The 13,908-nt window shown below is 68.0% G+C and carries 8 protein-coding genes and 2 rRNA genes (1 of these 10 only partly in view); 7 read left to right on the forward strand and 3 right to left on the reverse strand.

Annotated features, from left to right (window positions below):
- The first annotated feature begins 39 nt into the window (after window positions 1–39).
- Window positions 40–1,788, forward strand: coding sequence for a serine/threonine-protein kinase (locus FB384_RS04390; RefSeq protein WP_183779370.1), 1,749 nt, complete (start codon window positions 40–42; stop codon window positions 1,786–1,788).
- An 88-nt stretch (window positions 1,789–1,876) separates the two neighbouring features.
- Window positions 1,877–2,695: a purine-nucleoside phosphorylase gene (locus FB384_RS04395; protein WP_183779372.1), complete on the forward strand. Its 819-nt coding sequence runs from the start codon at window positions 1,877–1,879 to the stop codon at window positions 2,693–2,695.
- Window positions 2,696–3,176: 481 nt separating this feature from the next.
- Here FB384_RS04395 and FB384_RS04400 read toward each other — a convergent pair whose 3' ends face one another.
- Entirely contained in the window at window positions 3,177–4,580 is a 1,404-nt protein-coding gene (locus tag FB384_RS04400) for a helix-turn-helix domain-containing protein (RefSeq protein ID WP_183779375.1), read from the reverse strand.
- A 100-nt stretch (window positions 4,581–4,680) separates the two neighbouring features.
- Between FB384_RS04400 and FB384_RS04405 the strand changes: the two genes are divergently transcribed.
- The 5 genes from FB384_RS04405 (at window position 4,681) to hisS (ending at window position 10,571) form a co-directional block, all read left to right on the forward strand.
- Window positions 4,681–6,384: a phospho-sugar mutase gene (locus FB384_RS04405; RefSeq protein WP_183784961.1), complete on the forward strand. Its 1,704-nt coding sequence runs from the start codon at window positions 4,681–4,683 to the stop codon at window positions 6,382–6,384.
- Window positions 6,385–6,390: 6 nt separating this feature from the next.
- Complete coding sequence (locus FB384_RS04410) at window positions 6,391–6,843, forward strand: flavodoxin family protein (protein WP_183779377.1); 453 nt, start codon at window positions 6,391–6,393, stop codon at window positions 6,841–6,843.
- 199 nt (window positions 6,844–7,042) lie between these two features.
- A complete protein-coding gene (locus FB384_RS04415; protein ID WP_183779379.1) occupies window positions 7,043–7,717 on the forward strand; it encodes an LppX_LprAFG lipoprotein in 675 nt (224 codons plus the stop codon).
- Window positions 7,714–9,249 carry an MFS transporter gene (locus FB384_RS04420; protein WP_183779381.1) on the forward strand — a complete coding sequence of 512 codons (1,536 nt, stop codon included), beginning with the start codon at window positions 7,714–7,716 and terminating at the stop codon, window positions 9,247–9,249. Before FB384_RS04415 ends, FB384_RS04420 begins: the two co-directional genes overlap by 4 nt.
- Window positions 9,250–9,296: 47 nt before the next feature.
- Window positions 9,297–10,571: a histidine--tRNA ligase gene (gene hisS / locus FB384_RS04425; protein WP_183779383.1), complete on the forward strand. Its 1,275-nt coding sequence runs from the start codon at window positions 9,297–9,299 to the stop codon at window positions 10,569–10,571.
- Window positions 10,572–10,890: 319 nt separating this feature from the next.
- On the opposite strand, the gene rrf is transcribed toward hisS, so the two are convergent.
- Window positions 10,891–11,007, reverse strand: a 5S ribosomal RNA gene (gene rrf, locus FB384_RS04430).
- A gap of 103 nt (window positions 11,008–11,110) precedes the next feature.
- Window positions 11,111–13,908 (reverse strand): 23S ribosomal RNA (locus FB384_RS04435); it runs 290 nt beyond the window's last position.

The following is a 13,908-nucleotide window of genomic DNA, read 5'->3' on the forward strand; positions in this document are numbered from 1 at the left end:
GGTACCCGGCCACCCGCGAACGCCGACACCCGACAGAATGTGTACGTGTCCGCAGACCAGCCGCGTGTCGTCGCAGGCCGCTACCGACTCGACTCCGTGCTCGGTGCCGGCTCGATGGGCACGGTCTGGGTGGCTCACGACGAGTTCCTGCAACGGCAGGTCGCGCTGAAGGAGGTGCACGTCCCGCCGGGCGTGCCCGCCGAACAACTCGCCGAGCTGCGCGAACGCACGCTGCGCGAGGCGCGTGCGATCGCGGCGCTGTCGCACCCCAACGTCGTGGTGCTGCACGACGTCGTCCGCGAGGGCCACGATCCGTACGTCGTCATGGAGCTGCTTCCCTCACGAAGCCTGGCCTCGATCCTCGACAGCGATCGCCAGCGGCTCACCACGGCGCAGGCGGTGACGGTCGCCGAGGCCGTCGCGGCGGCACTGGAGGCGGCCCACGCGGCGGGCATCACCCACCGCGACGTCAAACCGGGCAACGTGCTCATCGCCGACGACGGCCGGATCAAGCTGACGGACTTCGGCATCGCCCGCAACGTCTCCGAAGTGACGATGACCCACACCGGGATGATGCTCGGCTCCCCCGCGTTCATCGCACCGGAGGTCGCCTCGGGCGGAGCCGTCACCTACGCGGCCGACCTGTGGGGACTCGGCGCGACACTGTTCGCCGCCACGGAGGGACGACCGCCCTACGACGAGGGCGGCGACCCGCTCGCCACCGTGACCGAGGTCGTGCGGGGCACCCCGCCGACCCCGTCGCCCGGCCCGCTCGCCGTCGTCATCCAAGGACTGATGGCCAAGGAGCCGAGCGCACGCACACCCCTCGCCGAGGTGCGCCGCAGGTTGCGGCCGATGCTGCCCCCGCACCGGGAGGACGTGTTCCCCGCGTCGCTGTTCGACGACACGGAGGCCGGCGGCGGACACGACCCGGGCGCCACGCAGATCATCCCGCGGCTGCCGGCCGCGCAGGACGCCGAACCTGCGCCGGAGACGACCGCGACCGACGGGTCCGAGTCGGGCGGTTCGGGTGAGCTGGCCGCAGATCCGGGGCCGCTGCCGTTCGCGCCGTCGACGGGCCCGAGCCATGCCGCCGAGCCGGAACCCGCCTCGCGCAGGCGGCTCGTGCTGATCTCGGCGGCGGTCATCGCGGTGTTCCTGCTGGCCGTCGCGGGCGGGTTCCTGCTGGTACGCACTGTTTCGGGACAGTCGCTCGCCCCTCCGGCCGAAGGGGCGCAGCCCGAGCGCACCGCCGAAGGGCCCGAGTCCGCCACGCCACAGCCGCTGCAGCTGCGCCACGGCGACGCCACCAACATGCGCGGCGCGAAGGGCGGACTGTTCACCGTCCGGGTGCCCTCCGACTGGAAACGGTTCGTCACCCAGCGGCCCGCCGACACGCTGCCCACCAGCACGCACATCCAATTCGTCTCGGCCGACGGCGCGCGGACGCTCGGGGTGGAACGGTTCGCGGGCGAGGATCTGGGCGCCGAGCAGTACGTTGGCCGGCTGCGCGAGTCGTGGACCGGCTCGGACTTCACGCTCGTGCAGCAGGAGAACATCCACGACGGTGAGGGCCTGCGCATCACCTACCGCACCGCCGAACGCGGCGGCCGCGACGAGGACTCCGGTGAGGACGGCCGCGCGATCAACCGCAGCACCACCGCCGACGTGTTCCCCACCAGCACCGGCCTGTGGGTGGTGGCCGTGACCGTCCCGGTGGACCAGGAACGGCTGGGCAGGCAGCACCTGTTCGAGCGCATCGTCCCGACGTTCCGGCAGACGGACTGACGACGGCGGACGCGCGCTCCCACGAGAGCCGGCCGGGTCCGGCGTTCCCGCCACGGAAGGGTGCGGGCCTGCAGTAACCTGCGCGGTCGTGACGGATTCGAACGCTTCCCCCACCGATCAGGCCCACGAGACGGCCCGGCAGGCCGCCTCCGTTCTCGCCGAGCGCACCGGGACCGAGCGGCACGACATCGCGATCGTGCTGGGCTCGGGCTGGCGGCCGGCCGCCGACGTCATCGGCGCGCCCGACGCCGAGGTCGAACTGGGCGACCTGCCCGGGTTCGCCAAGCCCGGCGCCGTGGGGCACGGCAGCACCGCGCGTTCGGTGTCGCTCGGTGACAACCGGGCGCTGGTGCTGCTCGGCCGCACGCACCTGTACGAGGGCCGCGGCGTGGCCAATGTCGTGCACGGCATCCGCACCGCCGCGGCGGCAGGCGTGAAGACCGTGCTGCTGACCAACGCCGCGGGCGGGCTGCGGCAGGGTTTCGAGGTCGGTCAGCCGGTGATGATCTCCGATCACCTGAACATGACGGCCACGTCGCCGATCGTGGGCGCGAACTTCGTCGACCTGACCGATCTGTACTCGAGCAGGCTGCGCGAGGTGGCGTCGTCGATCGACCCGTCACTGGCCGAAGGCGTGTACGCGGCGATGCCGGGACCGCATTTCGAGACGCCCGCCGAGATCCGCATGCTGCGCACCCTCGGCGCCGACCTGGTCGGCATGTCGACCGTGCTCGAGGCGATCGCGGCACGGGCTGCGGGGCTGGAGGTCTTCGGGCTGTCGCTGGTGACGAATCTGGCGGCCGGAATCACGGGCGAACCGCTCAGCCACGAGGAGGTCATCGAGGCGGGCAGGGCCGCGGCCGAACGCATGGGATCGCTGCTGCGCGACCTCGCCGCGAGGGCCTGACACCGGCCGGGCCCGGCACCCACGGGGCCTGACGCCGACCGGCGGACGAGGTGCGCCGGTCGGCGACTACTTCGACGTGATGGTGCCGGTGATGATCGGCACGTCCGTGACTTCCCTGCGCGTCATCGAGGGTCCTTTCCTGGGAATGATGTCCCCGCGAACCTCGGCACCCGGTGACCGAGGCGGCGACACCGTCGTCGCACGCCGCACCGGGCGGTTCGCGAGCCGAACCAACTCGAGCCGGTGTCAATCTCCCCCGTCGGGGTGGCGCCCGACAATAACCCGTTCGAGTAGCCGAACGGCGGCACCAAGGCGGTTGTCACCGCGCTGACAAAACGGCGGTGCCCGTTGCTCACCGGCATGCGGGCGATGTCCGCTTTCACTGGTCTGCCTCGGTCACGACATGGCCGGCCACCAGGTGGGAGTGTGCTGCACGCCACGTTCCGCGCGCTGACGTGACCCCACCGCCGTGCACGGACAGTCACACTTGCGCGGCGTCCTGCTTGCGGAGCAGGTTCCGCGCCAGCAGCCCGGTGGCGATCCACACGCGCCCGTCGGGGTCGTAGAGCCGGTCACCGTAGCGTTCCTCGAGCTGGTGCATGCGGTAACGCACGGTCTGCGGATGGATGTTGAGCTGCGCCGCGATGTCCGGGGCGCTGCCGCGCCGCTGGATCCAGGCCAGCAGCGTCTCGGCGAGCCGCTCGCGATGGCGCACGTTGAACCCGTCGAGCGGCGCGACGGCCTTGTCGCTGAGCAGCCGCGCCAACGGCGGATCGCTCAGCAGCCACAGCGTGAGCAGATGCTCGTCGGCACGCAGCACGTCGTCGGCGCCGGCGGGCGAGGGCCCGTCGAACACGGCATCGGCGCGCAGGGTTTCAACGGATGCGGTGTCAGCGGATGCGGCTTCAACGGATGCGGCGTCGACGAGGGCTGCGTCATCGGGGGCTGCGCCATCGGATGCGACGCCGGCCGGAGTGGGTGCCGGGGTGGCTGCCGGTGCCGGTGCGGCAACGACGCCGGTCGCACGCAACTCGGCCAGGCGGCGTGCCCACCGCAGCGAATGCGCAGCCTCCTCCACCGGTACGGGCGGCCCGACGACCGCGCGCCTGCCGCGCAGCGCGGCGTAGGCAAGCCCGCCCTCGCCCGGCCCGTCGCCGGCCGCCTCGCGCCACGGCAGCACCACGCACGGCACATCGCCTTCGAGGTCGACGAGCACGTCGTCGGGCAGCTCGGGATAGCCTGCCGGACCGTCGCCCTGCGGGTCGACGACAGCGACGGCCAGCCGCTGCGGCAGCGGCCACGCAGCCGCGCCCGCCAGCTCGTCGAGCACGTCCCGCGGCGCGGACGGCTCCGCCACGAGCACCTCGAGCAATCGTTTGCGCCTGCGTTCGAGCGCGCCCGCCGCACGCCGCTGCGCCGCGGTGTAGCCCTCGTGGGAGAGCTCGGACAGCTCGTCCATGTACGCGAACAACGCTGCCGCCAGCTCACACATGGTCTCGACCTGCAGCCCGGCGTCGAGACCGATCTCCGCGAGCCGCTTCCATCCGACACGCACACCCAACCGGAACGCCGAGTGCAGCACCTCAAGCCCGCGGCCCTCGGCGACCTCGAATCTGCCGAGCTGGCGGAACACCTCGTCCGTGCGGTCGTCGACGGGCACGTTGCCGAGCAGCCGGTCGAGGAAGTCGACGACGCCCTGTTCGACACCGTCACGGACGGCCTTGCCGAACACGCCCTCCAACGGCCGCTGGTACTCCGGGATCGTGTACTGGATCTGCTCGATGATCCGCTGGGCCACCGCCCCGGCCTGCTCGCGGAACGCCGGCGCCATCCGCGCCAGCTCCTCCCGCGCGGCCGGACCGACCAGCGCGGCACTGGACAACACTGCAGGCCACCCCCCACTCGGCTCAGGCAAGGCAAAGCTATCGAGGCCCGCCATCGCCTGACAACATGGTCCGGTGCCCGAGTCCACAGAACCCACCAGACTGACGCCCGACCTGCGCGACGCCGCGTACCGATGGATCGCCGACGACCCCGATCAGTCGGCGAGGGAAGAACTGCAGACCGTACTCGCACGCGCCATGGCCGGTGATACGGCGGCGGTCGCCGACCTCGCCGATCGGATGGCGGGCCCGCTCGCGTTCGGCACCGCAGGACTGCGCGGTCCGGTCAGGGCGGGACCGAACGGCATGAACACCGCCGTCGTGGTCCGGACCACCGCGGGTGTCGCACGGTGGCTGGCCGACTCCGGTCACGCGGGTGGGACCGTCGTGATCGGCAGGGACGCCCGCCACGGGTCGGACGGGTTCGCCACCGCGGCGGCCGAGGTGCTGTCGGCCGCCGGATTCGCCGTGTCGGTACTGCCCTCGCCGCTGCCGACGCCGCTGCTGGCGTTCGCGGTCGGACACCTCGGTGCGGCCGCAGGCATTCAGATCACGGCCTCGCACAACCCGCCCGACGACAACGGCTACAAGCTCTACGACCACACCGGCGTTCAGATCGTGCCCCCTGCCGACCAGCGGATCGAAGCGGCCATCGAGGCGTCCCCTCCTGCCCGGCAGGTACTCCGGGCCGGCGGCGCGACGACGGTCGACGTGCTCGACGCCTACCTCGCCGCGACGACGACGCTGCCGCGCGGGCGGACGCGGGACGTGCGGATCGCCGCGACGGCACTGCACGGCGTCGGCGCCGACGTCCTGGAGGATGCACTGCGCGGCGCCGGATTCACCGACGTCCACCTGGTCGACACGCAGCGCGAGCCGGACCCCGACTTCCCGACCGTCGCGTTCCCCAACCCGGAGGAGCCCGGCGCCACCGACGGGCTGCTGGGGCTAGCCGCCGAGGTGGACGCCGACCTGGCGATCGCACTCGACCCGGACGCCGACCGGTGCGCCCTCGGTGTCCCCGGACGTGACGGTGCATGGCGGATGCTCCGTGGCGACGACACCGGCGTCGTACTCGGCGAACACGTGCTGTCCGGCCTCGATCACGTCGGCGGGAGTGGGTCCGGTGAGCTGATCGTCGAGGAGGACGGCACCGTCACCGAGTCCGACTCGCCGTTGGTGGCCACGACGATCGTGTCGTCGTCGCTGCTGGGCGAGATCGCGCGTGCCCACGGCGCCCGGTACGCCGAGACGTTGACCGGTTTCAAATGGCTCGCGCGCGCGGGCGAGGGCCTGGTGTTCGCCTATGAGGAGGCGCTCGGGCTGTGCGTCGCGCCGGACGTCGTGCGCGACAAGGACGGCATCTCCGCGGCGCTCGTCGCGTGCGACGTGGTCGCCACGCTGAAGGCGGAAGGGCGCACGGTGCTGGACGTGCTCGACGACCTCGCCGAGCGCCACGGCGTGCATGCCACCGACCAGGTGTCGCTGCGCATCGCCGACCTGACCGCGCGCGCCGAACTCATGACCAGGCTGCGCACGGCACCGCCCACCGAACTGGGCGGCGTCACCGTCACGGCCGAGGACCTGCTGCCGGAGGCCGACGTGCTGCGCCTGCGCGGCGACGGCGTCCGGGTGTTGCTGCGGCCGTCCGGCACGGAACCGAAGCTCAAGGCGTACCTCGAGGTGACCGAACAGCCGGGCGGCGACCTCGCCGCCGCCCGCAGCCGCGCCGCGGAACGGCTCGACACACTGCGCGGCGACCTCGACCGCGTGCTTGCCGAGTCCGCACCGGCCGAGGCACCCTGAGACGCCGTGGCCACGCTGCTGATCGTTCACCACACGCCGTCGCCGAGCCTGCAGGCGATGTTCGAGGCGGTCGTGTCCGGGGCGACCGACCCCGAGATCGAGGGCGTCGACGTCGTGCGCAGGCCTGCGCTGTCGGCGACCGCGTCCGACGTGCTCGCCGCCGACGGGATCGTGCTCGGCACACCCGCCAACCTGGGATACATGTCGGGCGCGCTGAAGCACTTCTTCGACACCGTCTACTACCCGTGCCTCGACGCCACGCGCAGCCTGCCGTTCGGGTACTACGTGCACGGCAACGAGGGTGTCGAAGGTGCGCAGAAGGCCATCACGACCGTGACGACGGGCCTGGGCTGGCAGCAGGCGACCGCTCCCGTGACCGTCGTGGGCGAGCCCGGCAAGGACGACATCTCCGCCTGCTGGGAACTCGGCGCCACCTCGGCCGCCAACCTCATGGAGTGACCGCCACTCAGCCCAACAGGTCAGCCCAACAGGTTTGTGCCCTTGGGGGCAGTTCCACCCTGCGAGCCGCTCACGCGCTGTGAGAACTCCGAGCCACCAAGCGTCAACCAACCCGGTGACGCTTCGCGTCGCAGTACGGCCAGCCCCTCGCCCACCACCGCCCAAAAGGTGGCGCTCCGCGCCCAGTATTTTCATCGGCATGCGCACACGTCGACTGCTCGCCGGGGCACTGGTCGCCGCGGCCGTCACCGCCGGCGGATGTTCCTCCGCCTCCGACGAATCGCTCCCCGACGCGGCGACGCTCGTCGACGACGCCGCAGGCGCCACCGCCGACATCGACAGCACACATTTCGCCATCCAGGTCAACGGCAACATCCAGGGCCTCATGCTCCAGTCCCTCGACGGCGACCTGACCGCCGACGGCGAGGCCGAGGGCAGCGGAACGATCACGCAGGCGGGCCAGCTGGTGGAGATCGACTTCGTCCTCACCTCCGACTCCCTGCACGTCAAAGGGCCGACCGGCGGCTACCAGCAACTGCCCGCGTCGATGGTGTCGAGCATCTACGACCCGTCGGCGGTGCTCGACCCGGACCGCGGCGTCGCCAAGCTCGTCTCCAGCCTCGAGGACCCCGAGACCACCGCCAAGGAGGAGGTCGCAGGCGCCGAGGCCTTCAAGGTCGAGGGAAAGCTCCCGCGGAACGTGCTCTCGGAGGTGCTGCCCGGTGTGCCGTCGGCGGCCGACGTGGCGTTCTGGATCCGCGACGACCAGTCCCGCCTTCCGGTCAAGGCCACGGCAACGTTCTCCGATGATGCCTCCGTCGACATCAGCCTGTCCGACGTGAACGAGCCGGTCACCGTCGAGCCTCCGCAGTGACCTCCCCCGACACCACCGGCACCGGAACCGGAACCGGCGCCGCCGCCCGCTCGCGCCGCCTCGCGATCAGCGCCGGCGGCCTCGCGGTGCTGCTCGGCGCGCTGGACACGTACGTCGTCCTCGGTCTGCTGCGGCAGATCGTCGAGGACCTGCAGGTCCCGCTGAACCGCATCGAGCGGGTCACTCCGATCGTCACGGGCTATCTGCTCGGCTACGTCGCCGCGATGCCGCTCCTCGGCCAGGCGTCGGACCGGTTCGGCCGCAAGGCGCTGTTGCAGACGTGCCTGACGGTGTTCCTCGCCGGATCGGTGCTGACGGCAGCGGCCGAGTCGGTCCCGCTCCTGGTGACGGGACGCGTGGTGCTGGGCATCGCGGGCGGTGCGCTGCTGCCGGTCACGCTCGCGCTGGCAGCCGACCTGTGGTCGCAGCACCGGCGGGCCGCCGTGCTCGGCGCGGTCGGCGGTGCGCAGGAACTGGGCAGTGTCCTCGGCCCGGTGTACGGCATCGCGCTGGCCGGTCTCGCGGGCTGGCGGGCCGTGTTCTGGGTGAACGTGCCGTTGGCGCTGCTGGCGATGGTCGTGGTGCACCTGTCGATCCAGGGCGGACGTCCCTCCCAGCGGCAGAAGGCCGACGTCGTCGGTGCGAGCCTGCTGGCGGTGGCGCTGGGACTGCTGGTCGTCGCGCTGTACAACCCGGAGCCGCAGGAACAGGTCCTGCCGAGCTGGGGTCCAGCGACGCTGATCGCCGCGGCCGCGGCGTTCGTGGCGTTCGTCGGGTGGGAGGTCACGGCCCGCACCCGGCTGCTCGACACCGCGAACGTGCAGCTCCGGCCGTTCTTCGCCGCCCTCGGCGCGAGCCTGGCGGCGGGCGCGGCGCTCATGGTGACGCTGGTCGACGTCGAACTGTTCGCCCAGACGCTGCTCGGCGAACGCGACCACGGCGCAGTGTTGTTGCTGCTGCGGTTCCTCATCGCGCTGCCGGTGGGGGCGGTGATCGGCGGTCTGCTGGCGAACCGGATGGCGGAACGCTGGGTTGCGGCAGCGGGCCTGCTCATCGCCGCCTGCGGGTTCCTGCTGATGTCGCACTGGCCCGCCGAGGTGCTGTCCACTCCGCACGAGCTCGGCCCGCTGACACTGCCTCGGCTGGACACCGATCTGATCCTCGTCGGCATCGGCCTCGGACTCGTCATCGCACCGTTGTCGGCGGTCGTGCTGCGGGTCGTGCCGGCCGGCCAGCACGGCATGGCGTCGGCGGCGGTGGTCGTGGCGCGGATGACCGGCATGCTCGTCGGCATCTCGGCGCTGTCGGCGTGGGGACTGCACCGGTTCCACAGCCTGACCGCGGACCTCCAGACGCCGCTGCCGATGCTCTATCCGAACGATGCGGCGTTCGACAGGGCCGCAGCCGAATACGCGGACCGGCTCCAGGACGCGATGCTCACCCAGTACACGGAGATCTTCGCGATCACCGCGATCGTCTGCCTCGTGGGCGCGGGTCTCGCCCTGCTCACCGGCCCACGACGCGCTCGATAGACTCGGCGGGTATTCGACGCCCGTTTCCGAGTTCAAGGACTGTCCTGGTGAAGATCGACAACAGCCCCGCGAGGGGAACCCGTGACCTGCTTCCTGCTGCGGTGGCGGTGCGCGACCATGTGCTGTCGACGATCACCGAGGTGTACGGGCGCTACGGCTACCAGCGCATCGAGACGCCTGCCCTGGAGCGCATCGAGCGACTCTCCGGCGGCCAGGGCGGCGAGAACGAGAAGATGATCTTCCAGGTGCTGCGCCGCGGACTGCCCGAGCGCGTCGAGGCCGACACCGAGCTCGCCGACCTGGTCGACATGGGCCTGCGCTACGACCTGACGGTTCCGCTGGCCCGGTTCTACGGCCAGCACCGCGGCGAGCTGCCGACGCCGTTCCGTTCGTTCCAGTTCGGACCGGTGTGGCGTGCCGAACGGCCGCAGAAGGGCCGGTATCGCCAGTTCTACCAGTGCGACATCGACATGGTGGGCGAACCGGGGATGCTCGCCGAGGCCGAACTGATCGAAGCCACCACACAGGCGCTCAACCGCGTGGGCCTCACCGGCACGACGGTGCGGATCTCCGATCGCCGGTTCCTGTCGACGCTGGCCACCGAAGCCGGGGTGCCTGCCGAGGAGCAGGACGGCTTCTTCATCACGCTCGACAAGCTGGACAAGATCGGCTGGGACGGCGTCGCCGGCGAACTGGAGAAGCGCGGTTTCGGCTCCGAGGTCGTCTCGGCCGCCCGTGACCGCATCGAGGCGCTCGGCGAAGTGCCCGGCGACAAGCTGGCCGCGACACTCGCCGACGTGCTGCCGAGTCTGCCGGAGGTCGTGCTCGACGACCTGGCCACGACCGCGACGTGCCTGTCCGACATCGGCGCCCAGAACTCGGTGTCCTGGGAGTTCGATCCGACGCTCGTGCGCGGCATGGGCTATTACACCGGGCACATTTTCGAAGTGACGGCCCCCGGCGCCGCCGGTTCGGTGGCGGGCGGTGGCCGCTACGACAACCTCATCGGCCGGTCGCTGGGGACCGACGTTCCCGCGTGCGGGTTCTCGATCGGTTTCGAGCGGATCGTCGACCTGTTGTCGGAACCACCCGCCCGGGAGCGGCTCGCGGTGCTCTACGACAACGAGGTGCCGGCATCGACGGTGCTGGCGACCGCGCGGGAACTGCGTGGCCGGGACCGGTCGGTCGCGCCCGTCGGCCGCAGCGGCAAGTTCGCCGCGCAGCTCAAGCGCATGGAAGCCGCCGGCTTCACGGCATTCGTGCACCTGCGCGCCGACGCCGACGCCGGCGCTCTGGAGGAACGGCCCCTCCGCGACGACTGACCGACACCGGTACCTCAACGACATTGGGGGCGTGACTCACAGAGTCACGCCCCCAATTCTTTCGTGCACCACCCTGCTTCTCTGTCGCGCACCTATTTGTCGCGCACCCCTGTTTGTCGTGCCTCTCGTGCTCTCGACAATTCCTGTCACCGGGAAGAACACGAACGTCGCCACCCGCACCTGAAAAGGGGGTTACCGTCAAAAAGAAGGGGTGGACGCGAAAAAGTGGTGGGCAGGAAAAAGTGGGCGGGCCCCTCGGCGAATCCCCGACTGGGGGACTCGAGCCGAGAGGCCCGCCCACTTCTCTTTTTGATGTTAAGTTCGGCGGTGTCCTACTCTCCCACACCCCTTCGGATGCAGTACCATCGGCGCTGGCAGGCTTAGCTTCCGGGTTCGGAATGGGACCGGGCGTACCCCTACCGCTATCACCACCGAAACACTACGAAACAACACACTGACTGTTGTCTCCCCACACACAACCCACGTGTGTGGGGTGGTGTGGTGTTTCAGGATCGTAGAGTGGGTGCGTAGCAACCTTTGTAGGCAAGTCCTCGGCCGATTAGTACCAGTCCACTCAAACACACATTACTGCGCTTCCATGTCTGGCCTATCAACCCAATCATCTCTTGGGGGCCTTAACCCATCACGGGTGGGAGACCTCATCTAGGAACAGGCTTCCCGCTTAGATGCCTTCAGCGGTTATCCCTTCCGAACGTAGCCAACCAGCCATGCCCCTGGCGGGACAACTGGCATACCAGAGGTTCGTCCGTCCCGGTCCTCTCGTACTAGGGACAGCCTTCCGCAAGTCTCCTACGCGCGCGGCGGATAGGGACCGAACTGTCTCACGACGTTCTAAACCCAGCTCGCGTGCCGCTTTAATGGGCGAACAGCCCAACCCTTGGGACCAACTCCAGCCCCAGGATGCGACGAGCCGACATCGAGGTGCCAAACCATGCCGTCGATATGGACTCTTGGGCAAGATCAGCCTGTTATCCCCGGGGTACCTTTTATCCGTTGAGCGACACCCCTTCCACCAGGAGGTGCCGGATCACTAGTCCCGACTTTCGTCCCTGCTCGACCCGTCAGTCTCACAGTCAAGCTCCCTTGTGCACTTACACTCAACACCTGATTACCAACCAAGCTGAGGGAACCTTTGGGCGCCTCCGTTACCCTTTAGGAGGCAACCGCCCCAGTTAAACTACCCACCAGGCACTGTCCCTGAACCAGATCATGGTCCGAAGTTAGATTCCCAGCACGACCAGAGTGGTATTTCAACAACGACTCCACCAACACTAGCGTGTCAGCTTCACAGTCTCCCACCTATCCTACACAAGCCGAACCGAAAACCAATACCAAGCTATAGTAAAGGTCCCGGGGTCTTTCCGTCCTGCCGCGCGAAACGAGCATCTTTACTCGTAGTGCAATTTCGCCGGGCCTGTGGTTGAGACAGCCGGAAAGTCGTTACGCCATTCGTGCAGGTCGGAACTTACCCGACAAGGAATTTCGCTACCTTAGGATGGTTATAGTTACCACCGCCGTTTACTGGCGCTTAAATTCTCAGCTTCACCACCGAAATGGTTAACCGGTCCTCTTAACGTTCCAGCACCGGGCAGGCGTCAGTCCATATACCTCGACTTGCGTCTTCGCATGGACCTGTGTTTTTAGTAAACAGTCGCTTTCCGCTGGTCTCTGCGGCCCGCCACCCCTAACCCGCAAAGGGTTTCAAGATGGCTGGCCCCCCTTCTCCCGAAGTTACGGGGGCAATTTGCCGAGTTCCTTAACCACAGTTCACCCGATCGCCTTAGTATTCTCTACCTGACCACCTGTGTCGGTTTCGGGTACGGGCCACGCACGCACTCGCTAGAGGCTTTTCTCGACAGCATAGGATCACTCTACTTCACCACAACGGCTACGCATCACGCCTCACCCACATGCAGAACGGATTTGCCTATTCTGCGGGCCACACGCTTACACCAGTACTACCACTCACTGGCGGAGCTACCTTCCTGCGTCACCCCATCACTTGACTACTACGCCATCAGGTCCCACGCTCCACACACACCACATCCCGAAGGATACGATGCGGCTTCGGGTGGTTAGTATCCGACGCCTCACCATGGACGCACACACGCGGGTACGGGAATATCAACCCGTTCTCCATCGACTACGCCTGACGGCCTCGCCTTAGGTCCCGACTTACCCTGGGCGGAACAACCTGGCCCAGGAACCCTTGGTCATCCGGCGGTACAGATTCTCACTGTACATTCGCTACTCATGCCTGCATTCTCACTCCCACACCCTCCACAACTCGGTTACCCGGCTGCTTCATCGGGCCCAGGACGCTCCCCTACCCACCACAACCCGCGTTAGCAGTTGTTGCAGTGACTCGGCTTCGGCGGTGTACTTCAGCCCCGCTACATTATCGGCGCAGAACCACTTGACCAGTGAGCTATTACGCACTCTTTCAAGGATGGCTGCTTCTAAGCCAACCTCCTGGTTGTCTCTGCAATTCCACATCCTTTTCCACTAAGCACACACTTAGGGGCCTTAGCCGGAGTTCTGGGCTGTTTCCCTCTCGACAACGAAGCTTATCCCCCGCTGTCTCACTGCCGCGCTCTCACACCATGGTATTCGGAGTTTGGTTGACGTCAGTAACCCGATCAGGCCCATCAGCCACCCAGTAGCTCTACCCCCACAGTGAAACACGCGACGCTGCACCTAAATGCATTTCGGGGAGAACCAGCTATCACGAAGTTTGATTGGCCTTTCACCCCTACCCACAGCTCATCCCCTCAGTTTTCAACCTAAGTGGGTTCGGCCCTCCACACCGTCTTACCGGCGCTTCAGCCTGGCCATGGGTAGATCACTTCGCTTCGGGTCTCGACCACGCAACTACAACGCCCTCTTCAGACTCGCTTTCGCTACGGCTACCCCACACGGGTTAACCTCGCCACGCAGCACGAACTCGCAGGCTCATTCTTCAAAAGGCACGCCATCACCCGAAGGCTCTGACGGCTTGCAGGCACACGGTTTCAGGTACTCTTTCACTCCCCTCCCGGGGTACTTTTCATCTTTCCCTCACGGTACTTGTCCGCTATCGGTCACCAGGAAGTATTTAGGCTTACCGAGTGGTCCCGGCAGATTCACAGCGCCCTCCACGGAAACGCTGCTACTCGAGAACACCACCACAACGATTCCACACAGTTTTCGCGTACGGGACTCTCACCCACTACGGCCACGCATCCCAACGTGTTCCACTAACCATGCAAACCATCCCCAGGAATGTCAGTCCCCGGACGGCAGGTCTCACAACCCCGCACACGCAACGCCTGACAGC

Source organism: Prauserella sediminis, assembly GCF_014195435.1.
Classification (GTDB): Bacteria; Actinomycetota; Actinomycetes; order Mycobacteriales; family Pseudonocardiaceae; genus Prauserella; species Prauserella salsuginis.

Coding starts and splice junctions, on each gene's coding strand:
- FB384_RS04415 (WP_183779379.1), top strand. CDS start 7,043: ATGCGCACACGTCGACTGCTCGCCGGGGCACTGGTCGCCGCGGCCGTC.